The 23,374-nt window shown below is 47.8% G+C and carries 15 protein-coding genes and 1 tRNA gene; 12 read left to right on the forward strand and 4 right to left on the reverse strand.

Features of this window, described 5'->3' with window-relative positions:
* The first annotated feature begins 7 nt into the window (after positions 1-7).
* The 6 genes from AB1K62_RS02315 to AB1K62_RS02340 all read left to right on the forward strand — a co-directional run bounded on the left by AB1K62_RS02315 (position 8) and on the right by AB1K62_RS02340 (position 8,566).
* A complete protein-coding gene (locus AB1K62_RS02315) occupies positions 8-2,353 on the forward strand; it encodes a glycerol-3-phosphate 1-O-acyltransferase (protein ID WP_367000913.1) in 2,346 nt (781 codons plus the stop codon).
* A 23-nt stretch (positions 2,354-2,376) separates the two neighbouring features.
* Positions 2,377-3,906, forward strand: coding sequence for a wax ester/triacylglycerol synthase family O-acyltransferase (locus AB1K62_RS02320; protein WP_367000914.1), 1,530 nt, complete (start codon positions 2,377-2,379; stop codon positions 3,904-3,906).
* Positions 3,906-5,399: a DUF3336 domain-containing protein gene (locus AB1K62_RS02325; protein WP_367000916.1), complete on the forward strand. Its 1,494-nt coding sequence runs from the start codon at positions 3,906-3,908 to the stop codon at positions 5,397-5,399. The genes AB1K62_RS02320 and AB1K62_RS02325 overlap by 1 nt, the downstream gene beginning before the upstream one ends.
* Complete coding sequence (locus AB1K62_RS02330) at positions 5,396-6,253, forward strand: lysophospholipase (RefSeq protein ID WP_367000918.1); 858 nt, start codon at positions 5,396-5,398, stop codon at positions 6,251-6,253. The genes AB1K62_RS02325 and AB1K62_RS02330 overlap by 4 nt, the downstream gene beginning before the upstream one ends.
* Positions 6,254-6,280: 27 nt before the next feature.
* Positions 6,281-7,222 (forward strand): alpha/beta fold hydrolase, encoded by a 942-nt coding sequence (locus tag AB1K62_RS02335; protein WP_367000919.1) that lies wholly within the window; start codon positions 6,281-6,283, stop codon positions 7,220-7,222.
* A gap of 393 nt (positions 7,223-7,615) precedes the next feature.
* Positions 7,616-8,566, forward strand: coding sequence for a crotonase/enoyl-CoA hydratase family protein (locus tag AB1K62_RS02340; protein WP_367000921.1), 951 nt, complete (start codon positions 7,616-7,618; stop codon positions 8,564-8,566).
* A 7-nt stretch (positions 8,567-8,573) separates the two neighbouring features.
* Here AB1K62_RS02340 and AB1K62_RS02345 read toward each other — a convergent pair whose 3' ends face one another.
* Both AB1K62_RS02345 and AB1K62_RS02350 read right to left on the reverse strand, forming a co-directional pair.
* On the reverse strand, positions 8,574-11,150 hold the full coding sequence (locus tag AB1K62_RS02345; protein ID WP_367000922.1) for a response regulator: 2,577 nt from the start codon (positions 11,148-11,150) through the stop codon (positions 8,574-8,576).
* A 5-nt stretch (positions 11,151-11,155) separates the two neighbouring features.
* Positions 11,156-13,312: an EAL domain-containing protein gene (locus tag AB1K62_RS02350; protein ID WP_367000923.1), complete on the reverse strand. Its 2,157-nt coding sequence runs from the start codon at positions 13,310-13,312 to the stop codon at positions 11,156-11,158.
* A gap of 333 nt (positions 13,313-13,645) precedes the next feature.
* Here AB1K62_RS02350 and AB1K62_RS02355 point away from each other — a divergent pair, with 333 nt between their 5' ends.
* The gene (locus tag AB1K62_RS02355) at positions 13,646-14,227 is read left to right on the forward strand and encodes a hypothetical protein (protein ID WP_367000924.1); all 582 of its coding nucleotides are present in this window, start codon (positions 13,646-13,648) and stop codon (positions 14,225-14,227) included.
* Between the two features lie 23 nt (positions 14,228-14,250).
* Here AB1K62_RS02355 and AB1K62_RS02360 read toward each other — a convergent pair whose 3' ends face one another.
* Together AB1K62_RS02360 and AB1K62_RS02365 are read right to left on the reverse strand one after the other, a co-directional pair.
* A complete protein-coding gene (locus AB1K62_RS02360; protein ID WP_367000925.1) occupies positions 14,251-14,637 on the reverse strand; it encodes a PilZ domain-containing protein in 387 nt (128 codons plus the stop codon).
* A 195-nt stretch (positions 14,638-14,832) separates the two neighbouring features.
* A tRNA-Pro gene (locus tag AB1K62_RS02365) sits at positions 14,833-14,909 on the reverse strand.
* Between the two features lie 159 nt (positions 14,910-15,068).
* Between AB1K62_RS02365 and AB1K62_RS02370 the strand changes: the two genes are divergently transcribed.
* The 5 genes from AB1K62_RS02370 (at position 15,069) to AB1K62_RS02390 (ending at position 23,245) form a co-directional block, all read left to right on the forward strand.
* Positions 15,069-16,001 (forward strand): thymidylate synthase, encoded by a 933-nt coding sequence (locus AB1K62_RS02370; protein ID WP_367000927.1) that lies wholly within the window; start codon positions 15,069-15,071, stop codon positions 15,999-16,001.
* Positions 16,002-16,189: 188 nt separating this feature from the next.
* Positions 16,190-19,468 (forward strand): autotransporter domain-containing protein, encoded by a 3,279-nt coding sequence (locus AB1K62_RS02375; protein ID WP_367000929.1) that lies wholly within the window; start codon positions 16,190-16,192, stop codon positions 19,466-19,468.
* 170 nt (positions 19,469-19,638) lie between these two features.
* The gene (locus tag AB1K62_RS02380) at positions 19,639-20,913 is read left to right on the forward strand and encodes a 3-methyl-2-oxobutanoate dehydrogenase (2-methylpropanoyl-transferring) subunit alpha (RefSeq protein WP_367000931.1); all 1,275 of its coding nucleotides are present in this window, start codon (positions 19,639-19,641) and stop codon (positions 20,911-20,913) included.
* Positions 20,910-21,923, forward strand: a complete 1,014-nt coding sequence (locus AB1K62_RS02385; protein WP_367002026.1) for an alpha-ketoacid dehydrogenase subunit beta — start codon at positions 20,910-20,912, stop codon at positions 21,921-21,923. Before AB1K62_RS02380 ends, AB1K62_RS02385 begins: the two co-directional genes overlap by 4 nt.
* The gene (locus AB1K62_RS02390) at positions 21,920-23,245 is read left to right on the forward strand and encodes a dihydrolipoamide acetyltransferase family protein (protein ID WP_367000932.1); all 1,326 of its coding nucleotides are present in this window, start codon (positions 21,920-21,922) and stop codon (positions 23,243-23,245) included. The genes AB1K62_RS02385 and AB1K62_RS02390 overlap by 4 nt, the downstream gene beginning before the upstream one ends.
* Positions 23,246-23,374: the final 129 nt, after the last annotated feature.

Consider the following 23,374-nt stretch of genomic DNA (forward strand, 5'->3'; position numbering starts at 1 on the left):
AGCCACGATGAATGAATCAACGGCAATAGCCACAAAAGAGCCCTTGTTCACCAAGGGGCCAAAGCTATTTGTCATTGATGCCCGTAATCGTGTTGAACGTCGATATTTGCTCGATTGGCTTCATGCTTCCGTTGGTGAAGACGGACCGGATGAGCCGATCAACTGGATAAGCCTCCCGATTTCTGATGAACGCGTGCTTTTGCGGTTAAAGGAATTGGCCCGAAAACTGGATGCTGCCCCCGAAACGCTTGTAATACCGGTGCGTATCGCATGGCGGATTCCCGATTTTGAGAAAAGCAGGGCGATGAAGATACGGCATGCCTTATTCGGTGATCCCCGAACGCCGGGCAGTTTTCGCGCCCGCACAATATTGCTTCGTAATAAACGCCGTGCACAATGTCTGACGGGGCGCCCCGCAACCATTGGTGATTTGAGAGAGCGGTTCAATCGCCAGAATCCATTGGCCACCCAGGGAGAAGAGACTACCGAATTTGCCGGATTTGTAGTGCGTCAGGCCAGTCTGGTGCTTGATATAGAAGAACGGGGTTTGCGCGGACGACGCTATAAAGTGCCTCGCTTTGTGTCAGAGAGCCTTCGTACTAGTACGAAATTTCGTACTGCCATGACCAAACTTGCTGCTGATCTGGATAAGCCGGAAACGGCGCTTTATGAAGAAGCTGGCAAATATATGAAAGAATTGGTCGCGCGGCCCAGTGCTTTGTTCATCGACATGAAAGCGCGGCTGGACAGGTTCATGCTATCTCAGGGTTACGAAGACGAAGTGATATTTGACCGGAATGAGCTTAACCAGCTGCGTCAGACTATGCGCGATCATCCGACCTTATTGCTGTTTACGCACAAAACCTACATTGACGGTGTAACCCCGACCGACCTTGCTTATCAAAACGACCTGCCGATGCTGCATGTGTTTGGCGGCATAAATCTGGATTTTTTTGGTCTGGGGTTTGTTTTACGCCGTGCGGGCACGATTTTCATTCGCCGCAGTTTTGAGGACAAGCCCGTCTATAAGCTCGTCCTGCGCCATTATGTCAGCTACCTGCTTGAAAAGCGCTTTCCCATGACGTGGGCGTTTGAAGGCACGCGTTCCCGATTGGGCAAGCTAATGCCGCCGCGTTACGGTTTGCTGAAATATGTTCTGGATAGCGCCAATGTGAATGATATCGAAAATGTTCACATCATTCCGGTAGTGACCAGCTTCGATCTGATCCGCGATGTCGAGGAATATGCCAGCGAGCAGACAGGCCGGGTTAAAAAAGCAGAGTCGCTTAGCTGGTTTGTCGGATATTTACGCAGCCTGCGCGAACCCATGGGCAAGGTTTATGTGGACTTTGGCAAGCCGGTCATTGTCAAAAAAGCGCCTAAGCCCGATGATCGTATCGGCCTATCGAAAATTGCATTTGAAGTGGCAGTGGAGGCCAATCGTGCGACGCCGCTTACCTTGACCTCGTTAATGTGCCTCAGCATGCTTGGCACTGCACCGCGCGCTATGACGGCTGATGAGTTGCAAGCCATCATCAACTTCTTTGTTAAATGGGCAAAAGAGCGAAATATCAGGTTCAGCGATGATTTGACTAAACAAAGTCTGGAGGACATCCAGAATGTTATAGATACGCTTGTCAATAATGGTCTGTTTGTCTGCTATGATCAGGGCTCTAGCACGGTCTATACAATACAGCCTGAAAAGCATCCATTAGCCAGCTATTACCGCAATTCAATCATCCATCATTTTCTCGACAAAGCGATTATCGAGCTATCCTTGTTAAAAGCGAGAGAAGACCAAAGCAAAAATGCAGCAGAAGTATTTTGGGCAGAGACAGATCGGTTACGGGACTTGTTCAAATTTGAATTTTTCTACCCTCCCAAGGAGGAATATCGGGAAAATTTGAAGGCTGAGTTGACCCGCGCTTGCCCTGATTGGGAAATGAAGCTTCAAAAAGGAGGAGTCTTGCTAAAAAGCCTGACCAACCGTTTCCAGCCACTTGTCGGCCATGCGGTATTCCTGCCCTTTGTGGAATCTTATACTGTGGTGCTTGATATATTGTCCCGGTTAAAGCCGGGCCAGACGATCGACCAGAAAAACTGTGTGGATATGGCCCTGAAGGAAGGGCGTCAGGCTTATATGTTGCGGCTTATTACCAGCGAGGCTTCCATTGGTAAAATCCTGTTCGAAAACGGTTTCAAAATGGCAGCTAGTCAAGACCTGACCGGTGAAACTACCGAAGAAACCATCGCGAAGCGTAAGGCCTTACTCCGTAAGTTTAGGGCATTGTCGCGGCGGATGGAGAAGTCACGGCTTGAGGTGTTGAGCCTTGCCGACAAGATTTTTGAATAATATTTGATACAAAGGAACAGGATATGCTGCATCAGCTTAGTGCCCAGGACGCCCAGTTCCTCTATATCCAGACGCCGGAAAACCTGACCCATGTTATGGCGGTCTATGTTTATGATCCTTCAACTGCGCGAGGGAAAACAGTGCGGTTCAAGGATATTATCGAACATGTGCGAAGCCGGTTGCATATCTCGCCGGTATTCAAACGAAAGCTTTATCGCCTGCCATTTGATATTGATCATCCCTATTGGGTGGAGGATGAGCATTTTGACATAGAAGCGCATATCTCTCATGGGAGACTACCGGAACCGGGCGATTGGAGACAATTTTCTATCCATGTCGCGCGGCATTTTAGCAAACCCATGGATATGAACAGACCTCTTTGGGACATGTATGTGGTCGAAGGGCTGGACCGTATCCCGGGCTATGGTAAAGGCAGCTATGCGATTTTGACGCGGGTTCATCATGCAGCGATAGATGGTTCGGCGGCGACCTATTTTTTCACGGCGCTCAGTGACATGGATGCCAAGGGTAAACCGATGATCGAGGTGCCGCCGTCCGATTGGGATTATGGCGATGTGCCATCTGCATCAGAAGTGATGAACCGTGCGATTTCAAGCAATCTGACTTCTCCGGTCAAACTGACGAACGCTGTGTTGAAACTAACCCCGACCCTTTGGGATGCGGCGCGCAAGAATATGTCGGTTGATGAAGATAGCAACGGCCTGACTGTACCTGATACACGGTTTAACGGGGCAGTCTCGCCCCATAAAATGTTCGATGCAGTTACTTTTGATCTGGATGAGCTGAAAGCTATACGCGCCAAGGTTGATGGAGTGACGATTAACGATGTTGTGTTAGCGATTTGCGGAGGGGCGCTACGCAAATATCTGATGAGGCACAAAGAACTGCCGAAGGAGTCGCTGGTCGCGGTTGCGCCCGTAAATGCGCGTAAGCGGGATAGCCAAGATGATAGCCCTGGCAATAAGATTACAGCAATGAGCGTCAAGCTGTGGACCAATATTGCTAACCCACTGAAGCGGTTAGAGGCGATCCGCAAAACCACAGAACAAACGAAGGCGGCCAAATCTGGTTTAAGCGCCCGTATTATGACGGATTTGACGCAGCATATTCCCGGAGCAACCATGGCTGGAGTAGCCAAAATCCTGACCAGTGAGCGGTTTGCGCCCAAGATGAGTAATGTGTTTATTTCCAACATTCCCGGCCCACAAACACCGATGTATATGAACGGTGCAAAGCTAACCCATCAATATGGCATGGCTCCGCTGGGTAATGGAATGGGGCTGTTTATCGCAACGCCCAGCTATAATGGCACGATGTCATTTACGATTACCACTGACAGAAAAATCATGCCCGACATTGTATTTTTCCGGGACTGCATCCAAAAGGCGTTTGAGGAATTGCGGAATGTGAAAATAAAAAACGGCGGTGCTTCGACCAAAAAAACAGCAGCGAAAAAACCAGCTAAGAAGAAGTTAACCGGAAAATCAGCCAGAAAGCCAGAGCAGAAGCTACAGATGGATAAGAGTAAATAATGATCCTGAATACCACTTTAAAAATGGAAAAAGCGATGGCTCAGGCAGAGAATTATTCCGATTGGTCGGATGCTGCCGCTGCACATGATCGTTCGACTGGCGTTGATGAGTGGAAAGCATCCGATGAAAGCAAGCATTTTGATCATATCTCTATCCGCCGCCGCTTAAAGCGCCTGTCAAAGTTTCGAAAAACGCAGAATAATGCCGGACTGCTCTATGCCCTGAACGAGGGGATACACGGAAATATGGATGGTATGGGCAATGGTCGCCTGCACCAAAAAGCCAAATTCGGTACAAAACAACTGATCCAGGATTATGTTGATGCGATCGTTGATGCGCTGGAATATCTGGCAAGTGATAAGGTCGATGATATTCTTTTTGAAGAAAAACTAGATTTCTTTCGGCGAGCGCAGCATTGTTACGGCCGGTCCGCATTTTTGATGAGCGGTTCCGGCGCGTTTCTGTATTTTCATATGGGCGTCGTAAAGGCTTTGTGGTCGGAAGGCTTGCTGCCGCAAATCATGTCGGGGTCCAGCGGGGGATCGGTTGTCGGTGCTTTGATAAGCACCCATGTTGACGAAGAAATTCCTTCTTTTTTTGCTCCGGAAAATCTGGTGTCCGATCATGCGGAAGATATTCTGGCGTCGCGTGGCCTTGGATTATTGGGGGAGGGGGCATTAGGCGGTGCAAAGCGGTTGAAGATCGAAGAGATTCGTAGCCGGATCAATAATCTGATCCCGGATCTTACATTTCAGGAAGCCTATGAACTGACGGGACGCCATTTGAATGTGTCCGTCGCACCTGCTGAAAAACATCAGACATCGCGTCTGTTGAACGCCATTGCTTCGCCCAATGTTTATATTCGTGAAGCGGTAATGGCTTCATGCGCCGTGCCGGGTGTTTATCCGCCCGTTACGCTGGCGGCTAAGGACCATAAGGGAGCGCGAAAGCCTTATTTACCCAATCGCAAATGGGTTGACGGTTCCGTTACCCATGATTTGCCCTCAAAGCGGCTTGCCCGGCTTTACGGCGTCAATCATCATATTGTCAGTCAGGCAAATCCATTAATCACGCCCTTTGCGACAGATGTAAAACAACAAAGAAACCCGGTAACAGCCATCAGAAATGCGACGACTTCGACAATGAAAGCATGGCTGAATGCCAATATTGAAATTATGCAGAGGCCGCTATCTTATTTTCCGCGCCTAAACAGTATCGCCAATATGACCCTGTCCGTGATAAATCAGGATTATACCGGCGACATTAACATTATTCGTCCGACCATGTTCTGGAGCCCGGCAAAGATATTGAGCAATCTGTCGGTGGAGGAAATTGCAGAACTGATCCAATTGGGCGAACGCACAACATGGCCCAAAATAGAAATGGTGCGTACGCAATCAAAGATCAGCCAGACCCTTGAGCGTATCTTGTTCGATTATGAAACCGAACTGGCGCTTGATCATGCTGCGGTTATGAATCGGCAAATCGCATGAAACAGAATGAGGGGGCACTGAAATTAGTGGCTCCTTCTGCCGGAGCGGGCGCAACGCTTTACTGTCAAAGCTGGAGCCCGCAAGATGCTCCAAAAGCGGTCATTATTCTGGCACATGGCTATGATGAACATAGTGGTCGTTATAGTTATTTTGCCGAGCATTGTGTAAAAAACGGCTTCGTTGTTTATGCGCTAGATCATTGGGGGCATGGAAAGTCCGATGGCCAAAGCGGCTTTATACCGGATTTTTCTGTTTATCTTGACGGATTGGACGCGCTGATAGAGCAAGTGCCAGCTAATCAGAAGCGATTACCGATGATATTGGTCGGCCATAGTCTGGGCGGATTGATTGCTGCGACATATTTGCTGAACAACCAGTCACGATTTGCCGCAGCGGTGCTATCAGGTCCGGCGATTAAAGCCACCCAAGAGCCGTCGATTATCATGAGATGGCTAAGCAAATTCCTTTCACGGGTAGCGCCCACCCTCGGCGTATTGGCTCTGGATGCAAATGGTATCAGCCGCGATACCGAAGTAGTGGCTGACTATTTGGCTGATCCATTGGTTTCCGGTAGTAAAATCAGTGCGCGATTGGCTGCTGAAATGATGGTTCAAATGGAAAAGATCCAAAGTGAAGCGGCGAAAATTACGATACCTCTCATGCTTCTCCATGGTGAAAACGATAGTCTGACCGCACCTGAAGGATCAGTTTTTTTGCATGAGCGGATTAGCTCGGATGAAAAAAAGCTAAAAATCTATCCTGAGCTGTTTCACGAAGTTTTTAACGAGCCGGAAAAAGACCTGGTGCTTTCGGATATGACTGATTGGATAAAGCGCACGATAAAATTGGAATAATAAAGAAGTGAACGGGGGAGTTTCATAATGATGACCATTATTTATATTCTGATGGCTTTAATAGCGGGCCTGATAATAGTCCTGTTGTTGACCTATTATGCTTTTCCGAAAATATTGTTCGCGTCTATGACGGGATTAGTCCGTTGGCGCGGCGGTATGCGCGAAAAATCGGTTCGTCTTGGCGATAATATCTGGCCTTATCTGGAAGGTGGCCGCGATGATGGTGTGCCGATTGTGCTATTGCATGGTTTTGGCGGCGATAAAGATAATTGGTCAATCTATGCGCGGCATATGACCCGTCATCACCGATTAATTTTGCCTGACTTGCCGGGCTTTGGCGGCAATGACCGGTCGCTGGATCGCGATTATGATATTCCTATGCAAAGCCAGCGCCTGAAAAAATTTCTTGATACGATGGGCATCGCTAAATGTCATATCGGCGGCAATAGTATGGGGGGATATATAGCTCTGCAATTTGCGCTGGACTATCCCGATAGCACGGCTTCGCTAAGCTTGTTCAATAATGCCGGTATTACCGGAGAAGATAAGAGCGAACTGGTGATTGCCGCAGAAAAAGGTGAAAATGCACTGGCATTGAAAAATGTCTCGGATGTTGACCGCTTAATGTCTTTCATTGCCTATAAGCCCGTGCCGATGCCAAAAAACTTCAAGAAACTTTTTTTCGCAGAGGCCGATGCACACCATGAACTGCTTGATAAGATATTCTGGCAAATAGTTGATGGGTCTATCAATCACCCGTTGAACGACCGGCTTGACGAAATCGCAGTGCCAACGCTCATTGTGTGGGGACGGCATGACCGGCTGATTGATGTTAGCTGTGTTGCTGTATTGAATCAGGGGATACGAAATAGCGAAGCAGTAATCCTGGAAGAAACCGGACATGTCCCGATGATCGAAAGACCCAGAGAGACCGCAGCTATACATCGGAGCTTTTTTGCTAAACATTAAATGAGCCGGTTAATTCCGTATTTCAGTGATCTTCTTGCGCCTATGTTGAAAGCATCCCATTTGTTCACCATCGTTAAGCTCTGAAACAGAAGCCGGAAATATAGGTAATAAGAACGGCTTAGCGGCTAAAAGAAACTAATTTGGAAATAGTAAGCCGGTACAAAATATCATTCAAAACGGCTTTATCTACTCAATTCCCATTTTGCTTGTTAACCCTTGAACATCGCTAAATACGTAGGGATCTTCATATTGATTAGCTGTAATGGTTAATATTTTGGCTTTTACTTGCTTCTTTTTGGGGCGTCACATAAAAATGTTACTCAGGCACGCTAATCAGGGTTACGTCAAAGCAGCAACGTATTCCAAACATGTAGCTGAATAAATGGGGGTCTTATGGATTCAAGAAGCCAAGCCGTGAATGACTATAACGCCGATCCGGTTGGTGAAGATGATTCCCTGATCATTCCTAAACATGGTTTCGGCAGGGATATACTCTCCCATAATTTTAACGAAATTGACTTGAGGTTTGATAAAACAGACCAGATTTTCTGGTGTTACATGAATCAGAAATCCCGGCCCAGTTACACCTATGAACTGGGGGACGAGATTCAACAGGTACAGGATTGGGTGCACACAAACTATGCCATTGACGGCAGACATGCAGTTGATCCGCTACGCTATTTTGTCTGCGCTTCCCATACGCCGGGTATTTATAATCTTGGGGGTGACCTGAAACATTTTGCTGATTGCATCAGACGGAGTGATTTGGGCGCATTGAAGAAATATGCGCGAACCTGTGTTCACATGCAATATGCCAATAGCATCGGTTTTGGTGCGCCAATCATTACTATGGCACTGGTGCAGGGTGATGCGCTTGGTGGCGGATTTGAACATGCGTTGGCGTTTGATATTCTGGTCGCGGAAAAAAGCGCGCGGTTGGGATTGCCGGAAATTTTGTTCAATCTATTTCCGGGTATGGGAGCCTATAGTTATCTTAGGCAGCGATTGAGCCGCCGGGAGACAGAGCAGTTTATCCTAGAAGGGAAATTATTTTCTGCCGAAGAGCTATATGACATGGGCGTAGTCGATATTCTTGCGGAGGATGGCAAGGGTGAGGAAGCTATAGTCGAATATACCAGACAAAACCGGAAGCGCTTCCATGCCGAACGTGCTGTTTACAAGGCGCGGCGTCTGGCCAATCCGGTCACAATTGATGAGCTGTTGGACATCACCGACATGTGGGCGGAAACGGCGCTTTACCTCGAAGAAGCCGACGTTCGCAAAATGGAGCGGTTGGCAATGGCACAGGAACGTCGGATAACACGCTCGCTCCAGACCGTGTGACAGGAAGTTAACGCGCTGAACTGAGACCGTCACTGATTACGTTATAGCGAGCGGTTTCCTTGTCGTTCAGGAAGTTTGTTATCCGTGATACTTCCTGCTCAATCTGTGTGAGATAATCTGCGCTCCGTTCGATAAATTTTGCTTCGGTGATGACTTCCAGCTTGCCGCACATTTCTGCAAGCTTTGTTGCGCCGATATTATTGGCTCCGCTTTTAAAAGCATGGGCCTGAAAGCGGAAAGCTTCTACATCATGGTCACGAACAGATTTATCGAAATCAATCATGATGTTGACCATGTCTTCCTGATATGCATCTATGACAGACTGGACAAAAATATCGTCACCGATAGATTTTAAATAGTCTAATTGTTTCATATCAATCGGAGGCTGAGTATCTTTTGATGTGTCGGCTTTAATGGCTTGCACGACATTAAACGGATCATCATTATCTGATATATCCGACTGACCTTTTCTAAGAAAATTACCCGTTTGCTCTGCCACTGTATCTAGCAAAGCTCCGGCTTCTATCGGCTTGGTGAGGCGCAGGTCCATACCCGCATCAAGGCATTTTTTCTCGGTTTCCACTGTCGAGTCCGCCGTCAATCCAATGATCGGAACATGATGGCGTGGACCTTCGATCTGGCGCCATAATTTGCAACATTCAATACCACCAATATTAGGCATGTTTACGTCAAGAAACACTATATCAAACGCTTGATTTTCAAGCTCGTCCAAGGCCTGTTCACCATCCGAAACAACAGAAACTTTATGGCCTGCGTTGACTAAAATTGTTTCCAGCACCATCTGATTTGTGCGGTTGTCATCAGCAACAAGAATATTCAGAGAAACTGCCGGGCGGATTATCTGGCTGGTATCGTCTTCTGTACTACTGCTGTTGCGGTTGAAGGAACAGCCAATCTGAATAACACTTCGTACGGTATCAAAGTCGGGAGAGGCAGGTAAGACTGATGCAAAAGCGGCGCGTAGCTTAATCTCTTCAAGGTTTTTACTGCTATCATGGGAAAGCAATACAGGCGGCAGGTTAGCCTTGCGAAAATGATTCCAGAAGCTGGAATCATCTTTGAGCTGTTCTGCGATTTTATCATCCAGCACTGCCAGATCATAAGTCGAAAGCTGCCGCTCTATCAAAATGCTTTCCAGGCGGTCCACTTCTGTGCACTGAACATGGTCTATAAGGACTTCGCTGGCTTCACTCCCCGAGATGTTCGGGCCGTGTACCCCATAGCCAAGCGATAATATCCGGTAATTTTCCATGATTGCTGCGGGCTCATCACTGGCAACCAGATCAATCGGGCAAGTCAAAGTAAAGCTGCTTCCTTCTCCAACCGTACTTTTCAAGCTGATATCGCCTCCAGCTTGCACTGCCAATTGCTTACATATGGCCAAGCCCAGTCCTGTGCCGCCAAAATTGTCAACAATACTGTCATCGGCCTGCTGAAAAACGCCGAATATTTTTTCATGGGCTTCTTCTGGTATGCCGGGTCCGGTGTCGGTCACACTGCACCACAGGTGCGGTACGCCTGATTTATCATTTATTCCACACTTCAGGGTGATCGCCCCGGTTTCCGTAAACTTTATAGCGTTACTGGTCAGGTTGATCAGGATATTGCGGATGTAATCAAGTTGACCGGAAATGGACTGATCGCTCAAAGCTTCAGCCTGAAGATGGAATTGCAAACCTTTATCCGCGGCTTCCAATTGCAGAATATCGCGTACTTCAGTCAGAACATCGACAATCGTAAACTCTTTTGGTTCCGGAAGGTCTTCTTGCGTATCAGACCGAGCAAAGGTCAATAATTGATTGATAAGATACAGCAAATGCTGACCGGCAGAGACACTGGTTCCGATCATTTTTTTCTGATCTTCAGGAAGTCCCATGTCGAGTAAATGTGTGCCATAACCGATGATCGCATTTAATGGTGTTCGCAGTTCGTGACTAACGCTGGCCAGAAAAAGGCTTTTCGCTTTATTTGCATCTTCGGCCTCTTTTGTGGCCTTTGATATTTTGATAATCAGAGTTGAACAATAGGCAGGTACCACCATCAACCCGACTAATAAGCCTACTGATAACGATAGATTTTCCTGCCAATAGGGCACCGTATATACGGTCCAGCCGAATGAAATTGTTCCTAGCACTGCGGCAATAAAAAGCCATTCAATACCGAAGCGGAACCCGTAGCCCAATATGACCCACAGGTATAAAGGGTATATAGCAGCGACGGCCCCGCCGCCAATCGTGAACAAATATACAGCGACACCAAAGTCTACTATTAGGCCACCAATACGCCTTATGGGGCTGGGTGCTGGACTGAAACAATAATAGATCATGAGTGCCAGACTGCCCATCAGGTGCAGTTGAAACCCCAGCATTAGCTCTGAACTACCGTCAAGTAGATATGCTAGAGGAAGTGCAATCATAATCAAAACCAACCGGTTGATTATCATCTCGCGCTCTCGATTGCGGCTGCGTTCTACAATGTCACCAGGCCGCACGTGATGATGGCCGACTTTGCGATGTCCGCCACTATGTTTTATGTGGTGATTGTCCAGACGAAAATATGACATGACGACTAGGCTTTCGCCGGACTGGCAACCTGTATTTGTCGTGACGGGAACAACTTGTTTAGATCATGAGCGCGTTGAGGCCGGGAAATACGGAATCCTTGAATTTCATCACAGCCTGAAGCTTGCAACAATTCAAGCTGCGCGTCATTTTCGACACCTTCAGCAACAACCCGCATGTTTAGTGCATGAGCCAGATGTGAAATTGTACCAATGATTGCCCGGTCCGCTGCGGAGTGCTCAATCCGTGATATGAAAGTACGGTCAATTTTCAAGCAATTGGCTGGCAGATCACGTAGATATTGCAACGAGGAATAACCGGTTCCGAAATCATCGATTGAAATGCCAACGCCTACATCACGAAGCCGGATCAAAGAGCTTTTCACATGATCGCTATTGTTCAGTAGTAATTCTTCTGTAATCTCAACGACGATTTGAGAAGGGTCAATTTGATTTAGCTCGATATTCTTTATTATCTCTTCGCAGACATGCTGATGTTGAAATTGTCGTGGTGAAACGTTGATTGCCACGCGAGGTAGATCAATACCTTCATCCGCAGATCGCCGGATCTGGCTACATACTTCAGAGATAACCCATTTGCCGAGCGCATCCATTATTCCAGTATCTTCTGCTACCCGCATGAATTGGACCGGCAGTAAACGTCCGCGTGTCGGGTGGTCCCAACGGATCAGCGCTTCCAATCCTACATAATCCAAGCTCTTGGCATCCACAATTGGTTGATATTCCAGTGCAAACTGATCCTGCATCAGGGCATCACGTAATTCGATTTCCAGAGCAGCATCTGCCTGAGCAATCTGGTTCATACCTTCGGAAAAGAATCTGTGACAATTGCGGCCATTGGCTTTTGCATCATACATCGCGAGATCGGCGAGCCGCAGTAACTCTTCATATTCATTGCTGTCGTCAGGTATCAAGCTGACACCGATACTGGCACCGATAACCTGTTCCACACCGCTTATCGAATAAGGCTCGTTAATCGCTTTTAATATCTTGGTGCAACGGGAGTTAATTTCATCAGGGCCATCAACTTTACCCAATATTATCGCAAATTCATCACCGCCAATACGGGCTGCAAAATCATTTGGTCCAATAATATCTAACAGACGTTCTGCGATTTCCCGTAACAATGTATCTCCGCTGTGGTGGCCACGTGTGTCGTTTATAACCTTGAAACGGTCGAGGTCGAGCAATAGCAACGCAGCTTCATGACCATCTTTTTTACAAAGATTAATTGTATTACGTACTTTTTCGGCCAAAAGAGCGCGGTTGGGCAGACCGGTCAGCATGTCGTGAAGTGCCAGATGGGTGCGATGTTCTTCGGCAAATTTCCGGGCAGTAATATCGACCGCTGTTGTCAAGACGCCGATTGTTTCGCCCTTGTGGTTTAGTAGCGGTGATTTATTGCAATGAAAAATTAGTTCGACACCGTCACTGGAAAATTTCTCTTCATAATGCGGGATCGGTTGCTGGGAATTTAACACCAGCCGGTTTCTGCGTTCGGAATGTTCTGCCAGTTCCGGGCCTAGTATCTCACCAAAGTTACGGCCAACCATATCATCCGGAGTTCTGTCAAAAAGCGCAGATTGATAGGCATTTGTAAATAAACAGCGGCCTTCACGATCCGTAGCATTGATCATGATCGGTATCGTATCGATAATCTGTTCCAGCATACTCTTGCTTGCCGGAGCTTCATTGTCGGGCATGTCCCGTACAGACGCATGTTTTCGTTCAATTTTTGAAGCACGTTTCCGTAAATTGTCGCTTTTTTCACTTTTGGTCAGCAGCGACATTGCTCGCCGGCAAAATTCTACGTGGGAGACCGGGCTTTGTAGAAAATCTGTTGCACCTGCATCCAACGCGGAGAGACGACATTCACGGTCTTGATGTGCAGTGATGACAATGGCCGGTACGTCACCACCTTTAGACATTTGACGCACGTTTTTGATAAATTCTGCGCCGTTCATTTTCGGCATGCGATAATCAACAATCAACAGTTCAGCGCCATTGGCTCGCAGCCACTCCAGTGCTTCTACAGGATCGGCAAACGTCACCGAGGAGTATTTCTCTCCCATCATACTAACAAACTGGGCATAAATCCGGAGATTTGTTGGCCGGTCATCGACGATTAAAACACGCGTGGTCATAAGCTCGCAATAAGAGACGAAACTCAAAATAAGGTTAACGTTCTGTTGGTTTTGTTGCGATTAAGTGTTTTTGTGCTTCAGTATTGAAACTAAAGGAAAATTATTTTGTGTGTGTTGCGTAAGGCTTTCGTCTCTCGCTATGTGGAGGAAGCAATAGTAAATGTTTGATTGCTTGACAGTCGATATATTTTGTAAGGCCAACCCACTAACGGTGCTAATCATTCTTGATACCGTAAATGGGGTATAGCACGTGGCCATTAAGTATCAGAACAAGAACAATGATGTTCACCATTGGTTGTTATATCATGACTGATTGAGTTCAAGGGGAAAACAGTGGAATTTACCTATGCAGAGATATGGGATATCTTGTCTGCCAAGCATAATATAACTCACAGCAAAAAAACCGCATTCCGTGGACGATTACAGCATTTTCAACGCCTTGGATTTCCGGCAGGTGCGAATACGGGGAAGGGTAATGGTGCCCCTTATTCATGGCGTGAACTTTTCCTTATCGGGCTGGCGTTAGACTGTCTGGAAATCGGCTCGACACCTGATCGCAGCGCTAACGAGATAATTAAATTCGAAGATGTATTTCTTTCCGCAGTGGCAAGTGTAGGCTTGGGCGATAAAACGGAAGATCAGGAAGAGTTTAAATGCTTCCTGATTGTAGAACTTTCTAACCTGATGTCATTGAAAGAAGAAGCCGATTGGAGTCAGGTCGTCAATCTGCTTTCGCATCAGGATTTGATGAAAATCTTGTCCAGTGACGGAGTGGATGCCCATCGTTCGCCCTACGCGTTGATTGATCTGCGCCAGTTTTTGGCTGCTATCCTGAACGGTGTGTTTGATTGTGTGAATGAGCCCAGAAAATTAATAATTAGCGATTTGAAAACATGGGCCAGAGAACAACAATAATTTTCACACGATTATCTGGAAGATCAATTGCTCAAGCTTTTAAGCTTGGATAACAGATTGTTAAATACGCTAGGCGTTAAGGCCTGACTGAATTGACATCCATAATCTTTGAAGCCTTCCCATCTGATGGTAGCGCTCAGGGATTGAATCCCGGGTATCCTTATAAATATAGGTTTCAAAGGGTCCAGACTGCCTTTGCTTGTCATCCTGAATCCCGAGGATGAGATATCCGAAAGCGTTACGCGTCTTGGCTTATTACCGGATTGCTGGACGAAAATTTCGGTATTGAGTAGTTCTCTGACTGCCATCCTGTTCTCGCAAGAGTGTGCATTGTCTTTGAGAGCATGGTCTACAGAGCAGTCAATATCTTCTACATTAAGCATTATACATTCCGATATTATGTTGTTCATTTACCAGAACGGCATACCGAACAAATTTTAAAGGAAATGTTACAAAAAATACGTTTATTTCGTGAATATATCTATTAAGCGTTCAACGAACTATGCGCTGTTTCAATAAAAAATAGTGAAGATAATGTACAATCATCACGGCGGCAAGTTAACCATTATTATGGCAATCGTCTAAATTCTCATGATAAATATGATTGGTCGGGAAGAGAGGATTCGAACCTCCGGCCCCCTCGTCCCGAACGAGGTACTCTACCAGGCTGAGCTACTTCCCGAATGACATAATATATTGTCTGTATTTGCGGGCATAAATTACTAATTTTGCCAGATCAAGTTGAAGTGGAGCAATTTTTATCGGAACCGACTGTAATTTGTCCGGTTGAGCATGGTCGAAGAGGGGTATAGTCACCTGTTATTGATATGGAGTAAGCGTTGTGATTCCCGGCCCACATTATGAACAGCAATATCTTGACCTGATGCGGCACATCTGGATGCATGGTGATGAACGGGTGGATCGTACCGGCGTCGGCACAAGAGCCGTGTTTGGCGCAACGATGCGCTTTGACCTGGCGGATAATGCTATCCCGCTTCTCACTACCAAAAGGGTGTTCTGGAAAACCGCGACGCGGGAAATGCTCTGGTTTCTGACAGGCGATACCAATATCCGGTCGCTGGTGAAACAGAAAGTACATATCTGGACCGATTGGCCGTTGGATAAATATCGTAAGGAAACGGGCGACAATATTGACCGGGAAACATTTGAACAACGTATCATAGAAGATGACATGTTCGCTGAACAATGGGGCGATCTGGGTCCGGTCTATGGCAAACAGTGGGTTAACTGGCCGCGCTATACACCAGCGGGGGAGGGATTTTTCCGACGCGAAGATAAAGGCATTAATCAGATAGAATTGCTGATCGACGGGCTGAAAAACAATCCCGGTTCGCGCCGCCATATATTCACCGGCTGGAATGTTGCCGAGCTTGACCAGATGGCTTTGCCACCTTGTCACAAGACTTATCAGTTTTATGTCGCAAACGGGAAATTATCAGCCCTTTTATATCAACGTAGCTGCGATCTTGGACTGGGTTTTGCGTTTAATGTCTATTCTGCGGCTTTGCTGCTTCGCATGATAGCGCAACAATGCGATCTGGAGCCTGGCGAATTGGTCTGGAATGGTGGCGATGTACATTTATACTTAAATCACGCAAAGCTAGTAGAAGAGCAATTGTCACGTCAGCCTTCAGGTAAGCCCAAATTAAATATACTTCGCAAGCCAAAGTCCATTTTTGAATATGCTATTACAGACTTTGAAGTGCTGGATTATACGCCGCAATCTCATATTTCAGCGCCTGTAGCAGTCTAAAAAGCAGTAAACACGGCCTGCGTTCTTTATGTCTGGAGGTTGTGATTAGACGTTAGTTTTTTCTTTATTTCAAAGCGGGAATGTAAATTCATAATTACATGTGATACTAGTAATGCCTTGGTGAGTCGTAATGGTCTCCAAGAAGAGTAGTTCTGATTAGTACAAACAACTCTTAGGGGAGAGCTAGAATGTCACGTCTCATCTTCAATCGTTCATTGTTAATCACAGTATCCTCAACCGCATGTCTTGCCGGGCTGGCATTACCGGCCCATGCGCAATTATCGCCGTCTGTTTCTGATAATCACGTTGCAATGGCGGCTGATGACATTTCGCAAATTGTCGTGCGTGATGACATAACTTTAAATGATCCGCCTCCCGGGGGTGCGCTTGATAATTTGGTAGATGTTACTGGCATTGGTCAAATGGCAACGCGCCCGGACCAGAATAGTTTTGGAATAGGGCTGTGCACTGGCAGTTTGATTAATCCACGAACGGTTATATTCGCCGCTCACTGCGTAAATGATCAACCAGCTAGCAGCTATGGTTTTGATTCTGGTGGAACGGCGATCAGTTTTGGATTTGGCGCTGATAATCTACCGGGCGTTCGCCGTTGGGTAGGTCTTGATGGTGGAACGGCAAATGCCACTGATGTTGGCTTCAATATCTATAATGTTGAACAAGTCTGGTATGATGAGCGGTCACTGCCAACCGGCTTTCTGGAAGGGGATGTGGCCTTGGCTACGCTGGATACCCATGCCGGGGACATCCCGACTTGGACGATGCACTTCTCTCCGCTTACCGAAGAAACGCATGCTATTATAAATGGTTATGGTTCGCGCGGGCTTGGTTCGGATGGTGCCAATCTGGGCATTGATTTCCGTCGACGTATTGCCGAAAATATGATTTCATCACTCAGTTCACTGAACGACCGGAATAATTTTCTGTTTGGGCCGGATGATTATGGCCTGCCGCAGAACCTGTATAATCTGGATTTTGATAGTCCGGATGGGGAGGCAGTTTTTGACCCTAATAATGGGCGATTTGATTTTGACCTCTATGATGGTGGTGCCTTGCCGAGAGAAGGAACCACAGCAGGAGGAGATTCTGGCGGCCCGCTGATCGCGGACGAAGCATTTGATACGCCTGTGGTTGTAGCTGTTTTATCGGGGGGATCGCGCTTTTTCGGTACTCCAAATGACCCCGAGCCCGACAAAACATTTCAACCTTTCTCGTCTTATGGAACGCAAAGTTTTTACCAACCACTGTTTCTGTTCTGGGACGAAATTGTAGCAAATAACAGCTATGTCTACGCCTCTGCTTTAGCCGGCAATGGTGACTGGACCGATCCGGGGCACTGGATTCAGGACATGGATCCGAATTATAGTATTTCCGTGGACGGTGAACTGGTCAATGCCTTGCCGGGATTTGAGGCTCCGGGTGTGACAGGGGAAACGCCGAAATTCGGGAATATCTGCTTCTTGACTGATTGCATGGACATATCAACTGAAGGAACACCTTTGGTAGAGGGTGATCCGAACAGTATATTTGTCGAAGGTGGTCCAGGAAGCACGAACTTTGTTCCGAACAATGTCGTTGCAGACCCGGCGAACGGCGTCCGGGCGCGTTATTATGAGGTGACACTCAATAAACCTGGCAAAACCAAATTGAAAGATGATGTGACGATTGACCGGTTGAATGTCGAAGGATTTTCATGGTTGCAAATAAAGAATAACGGCTCGCTGAAAGTTTGGGGCGATTATACCCAAACCGGCGGCTGGGTTGATGTCAAAGGGTCATTGACAACCGGAGAGGCATTTCTTGGTAGCGGATTATTGACTGGTTCCGGTTTATTTGATCCGACTTATCTGACTTCTGTCCGAGGCATTATCGCACCGGGTGGAGTGGCCCGCAGCGGAGAATTAACCATTGCTGGTGATGTAATATTATCATCGCTATCATTGACATATTTTGATGTAAGTCGCCGTCGAAACGACTCACTTTCCGTGATAGCAGATGATGATAATGACGGGATTATCTCGCTGGGCGGAACAGCTGCAGTTATCAATGCTTTCGGACGCAACAGCGCGCGCTATGGTCAATCGTTTGTGATTATCACAGCCGAAGGCGGTGTTGAAAACAGCTTTGATCATGTGATCGGACGCATTGGTGTTCTTTACCCCGAACTGCAATATGAACCCAATTCTGTGATCGCCAATATGCGGGCAATACGTTTCTCTGACTTTTTTGGTTCCAATGGCGTTGGAAACCCGTTTTCCCTAGCCTTTGGCCGTGCTTTGGATGGGCTTAGAGGACGGCATTATTCCGACCTTTCCAATGTTTTTGGGCTGGTTGATGTCATGGAAGTGGGTGAATTAAACGCAACCTTCCAAAGTCTCTCAGCATCGCAAGCGGGCCGGACAACCACTCTCGATGAAAAACAAAGCGCGTCAATGCGAACGTTGGTGTCGGACCGTTTATCACTATTGGGTTCGCGGCACGGGGGTGCCGGTACAATCAGCATTATTGGCGCTCCAGAGGTTTTTGATAGCCGCCGGCAGTTGACGGGAAGCACGGCGTCACAGTTGAGTTTCGCCAAAAACTATCAATCGTCCAGTTGGAATGCAGTAGTTCTACCGGAAAATATGAGCGGCTTTATGTCTGCCGGATATGATCGGTCCTCACTCGCATTTTCGGATAATAATAGCGGCGCGGAGCAAGGCAGTTGGCATATCGCCATGGGTCTGGAATTCGGGTTGGATGATAGCACGACCTTAGGCAGTGCCTTTGGCTATGCTGACGGTGTTCAGCAAGTCGGCGGCAGCATCGCCAAAGTGAAAACGAACCAGGCGTCAATTTATGGCAATTACCGCGTTGACGGGAATTTTTATATTGGTGGACAGGCTTCGTTGTCCCATTCTCGAATTGATTCCAATAGCAGGGTGTCTGGCGGCCTTTCTCTTGGTAGCCTGAATACGACATCTTTGTCTTTCGCGAGCGAGGTTGAAGCAGGCTATAATATCAACCTCGACGGTTTGATGCTGACACCGCGCGCCAGCATCGGATATTCTTCTTATACCGTGGATGGCTTTCGCGATAATATAGGCAGCTTGGCCATGGCAGTAGATGAGATTAACCGTTCAGGTTTCGATGCAAGAGTGGGTCTGAAAATCTCTGGTAGTAAACAATTGGGATTCATTTCCGATTGGACGTTCCAGCCGCAGATGAACCTGGATTACGTTAATCGGCTTTCCGGGAATGATACCAATTTCCTTGTCCGGTTTCTGGATGCCGAAAACCTGCCGTTCGCATTGCCGATAGGATTGCAAGACGCCTCTTATGGTGAGGTAAAGGGTGGATTTAACTTAAGTAACGGGCCTTTAAGCTTTGGTGCTGCAGTTGAAACCCGGCTGGGGCAGCAGATATATCGCGACGATCGGGCGATGGTAAATATGGCTGTTCGTTTTTGAACATAATAGTCGTTCGGGCAATTTGGAAAAGGGAGGGGCAGGCTTCTGCCCCTCTTTTTTATCAGGAGGTATAGGGCAGCTCTATTGACCTTTCTAGCAAGGTGAAATAATATAACAGCGGATTGAAATAAATGATGCGCGATGATAATGCGTTAAAACAGGAGACTTGGATGGCTGACAATGAAAATAAGTCGAACTTACCGCGATTATCTTTGCATATCCCCGAACCAAAATTTCGCCCGGGCGATGCAGTGGACTATAGTGATTTCGAAGTCCCAACAGCTGGCGAGCAACCTAGGCCGGATATAAATAGTGATCCGGCGACCATGCGCGATCTGGTCTATGACATGGTTCGTGTGCTGGATGATGATTATAAAGCCGTTGGCCCATGGGACCCAAAGCTGTCAGACGACACGCTTTTGACAATGTTAAAAACCATGGCTCAAGTGCGCGCTTTTGACGATCGACTTCACCGGATGCAGCGTCAGGGTAAGACCAGCTTTTATATGAAAAGCACTGGTGAAGAGGCAACCTCCGTTGCTGCTGCTATGGCGTTGCATAGCGATGATATGTGTTTTCCCAGCTATCGCCAGCAAGGCATATTGTTCGTTCGCGGTTATCCGATGGTCGATATGATCAACCAGATATTCTCGAACCGCAAGGACAAGCTCAAAGGCCGTCAACTTCCGATCATGTATTGTTCACGCCGGTTAAGTTTCTTTTCCATTTCAGGCAATCTGGCTACACAGTTTCCACAGGCTGTGGGCTGGGCGATGGCCAGTGCGTCCAAAGGCGACACGCGTATTGCCGCAACATGGTGCGGAGAAGGGTCAACCGCAGAGGGCGATTTCCACAGCGCGATGACTTTTGCGACCGTTTATAATGCGCCAATCATCATGAATGTCGTGAACAATCAATGGGCGATATCTTCCTTTTCCGGTTTTGCAGGCAGTGAACGGACTACATTTGCGGCAAGAGCAGTCGGCTATGGTATCGCAGGTTTGCGTGTGGATGGTAACGACCCTCTTGCTGTTTATGCCGCAACACAATGGGCTGCGGAGCGAGCGCGAACCAATAATGGCCCAACATTGATCGAGCATTTTACCTATCGTGCAGAAGCGCACAGCACGTCGGATGATCCCAAAGCCTATCGTAGCGCGCAAGAACGCGAGGAATGGCCGCTAGGCGATCCGATTACCCGTTTGATGCGCCATCTGATCCAGCGCGGTGTGTGGAGCGAGGAGCAGCAGCAGAGCTTGGATAAAGAATGTATCGAGGCGGTTAAGATAGCCACCAAGGAAGCCGAGAAAAACGGCATTTTGGGTCATGGTCTGCATCAGCCTTTTGAAACCATGTTTCAGGATGTGTTCGAAGAGATGCCTTGGCATCTGAAAGAGCAAAGTGAGCAGGCGAACAAGGAGCGGGAAATCAAATGGCCGTCATGAATATGATAGAAGCCATTAACAGTGGCCTTGATACGATGATGACACGCGATGACGATGTCGTCGTTTTGGGTGAAGATGTTGGCTATTTCGGCGGAGTGTTTCGTGCAACTGCTGACCTTCAGGAGAAACACGGTAAAACGCGCTGCTTCGACACACCAATTAGCGAATGCGGGATTATTGGCGTATCTGTCGGTATGGCGGCTTATGGAATGCGGCCAGTAGCAGAGATACAATTTGCTGATTATATATATCCGGGACTGGACCAAATCGTGTCGGAAGCGGCGCGGCTGCGCTATCGGTCGGCTGCGGAATTTACCAGTGCGATCACTATTCGCGCACCATTTGGCGGCGGTATCTTTGGCGGGCAGACGCACAGCCAGTCGCCCGAAAGCATGTTTACGCATGTTTCCGGCTTGAAGACTGTTATTCCCTCGACGCCTTATGATGCAAAAGGGCTGCTGATTTCCGCTATCGAAGATAATGATCCGGTCATGTTCTTTGAACCCAAGCGGATTTATAATGGACCATTTAGCGGCTATTACGATAAACCAGCGGAGCCTTGGTCAAAGTTTGAAGCTGCCGAGGTTCCGGAAGATTATTACAAGATACCGATCGGCAGGGCGAATATTGTGCGGGCCGGTGAGGACGTAACGGTTCTGGCTTATGGAACCATGGTGCATGTCGCCAAGGCAGTTATCGAGGCGCATGGTGTTGACGCAGAGGTGATTGATCTACGCACCCTTGTCCCGCTTGATATTGAGACGATTGAAGAATCGGTTAAAAAAACGGGACGGTGTCTGATCATCCATGAAGCAACCCGCACCAGTGGCTTTGGCGCAGAGCTGTCGGCGCTGGTTCAGGAGCGTTGTTTTTACCATCTGGAAGCCCCCATCGAGCGCGTTACAGGTTTTGATACACCTTACCCTCATTCGCTGGAATGGGCGTATTTTCCCGGCCCGGTTCGGATCGGGGAGGCTTTGGACAAGCTAGTCGGAGATCTGACATCATGAGCATTTATACTTTTAATCTCCCAGACATTGGCGAAGGCATTGCGGAAGCAGAGATTGTCGCCTGGCACGTAAAAGTTGGTGATCGGGTTGAGGAAGACGACCAGATTGCGGACATGATGACGGATAAGGCAACTGTTGAGATGGAGGCTCCGGTAACCGGAACGGTCGTAGCGGTAGCGGGTGAAGAGGGTGATATTATCGCTATCGGTTCCATGCTGGTTCAGATCGAATATGATGAATCCGATGTCACGCCTGAAGCAGAAGAAGGGGAAGCCCGGTCTGAATCTGATGATAGTAAAAAAGACATCATGGAGTCTAATCAGCACCCTGAAAATAAATCTAAATCAGAAGAATTGGATAGTCCGGATATTGCGACACACGAAGCTAGGCCACCGGAAAATGACGCCAAGGCTTCAATGCCACCGCCTTCCGAATCAACGGATACTAAATCGAAGCCATCGACCAAAGTGCGGGCTACGCCCGCCGTGCGTAAACGCGCCCGCGATCTGGGCGTTGATCTGGCTTTGGTGAAAGCTCAAGGCGATCACATCCGCCACAGCGATCTGGATGCATATCTTAACTATGGCAGCGGGCAGGGCTATAAGCCCGCCGACACATCCCAAAAGCGTGAGGACGAGACAGTCAAGGTCATCGGCATGCGCCGCAAAATTGCTCAGAATATGGCCGAATCCAAACGGCATATTCCGCATTTTTCCTATGTTGATGAAATTGATGTGACGACCTTGGAAGAAATGCGAGCCGATTTAAACCTCAATCGCGGCGATCGGCCCAAGCTAACCATGTTACCGCTGATGATTGCTGCAATTTGCAAGGCTTTGCCACAATTTCCGATGCTGAACGCTACCTATGATGACGAGGCAGGATTGGTAACGCGGCACGGCGCGGTCCATCTTGGCATGGCGACGCAGACCGATCAGGGTTTGATGGTTCCGGTTATCCGGAACGCGCAGGACAAGAATATCTGGCAACTGGCCAGTGATATAGGCCGTTTGTCGGCGGCTGCGCGTGACGGCAGCGTGAAACCAGAAGAATTAATGGGTTCTACGCTGACGCTGACCTCGCTTGGTCCTTTGGGCGGTATTGCGACCACCCCGGTGATCCAGCGGCCACAAGTTGCGATTATCGGGCCGAACAAGATTGTAGAGCGCCCGATGATCATCGACGACGAGATTCAGGCACGCAAACTTATGAACCTGTCGATTTCATGCGATCATAGGGTCGTGGATGGCTATGATGCTGCCAGCTATGTGCAAGCGTTAAAGCATTTTCTGGAAACGCCGGTTTTGCTATTTGCGGATTAATTGTTGCCATAGGCCTGCTGCGGGAGGAAAATGACGGGTAAATACCATGCTAATCTAGGGAAAATGAAATTTCTTTCATAGATTGTAAGAGTAGTGGTTGACAGTCAGGCAGACCTCTTCTACTTGGCC

Source organism: Parasphingorhabdus sp. JC815 (genome assembly GCF_040717415.1).
Taxonomy (GTDB): domain Bacteria; phylum Pseudomonadota; class Alphaproteobacteria; order Sphingomonadales; family Sphingomonadaceae; genus Parasphingorhabdus.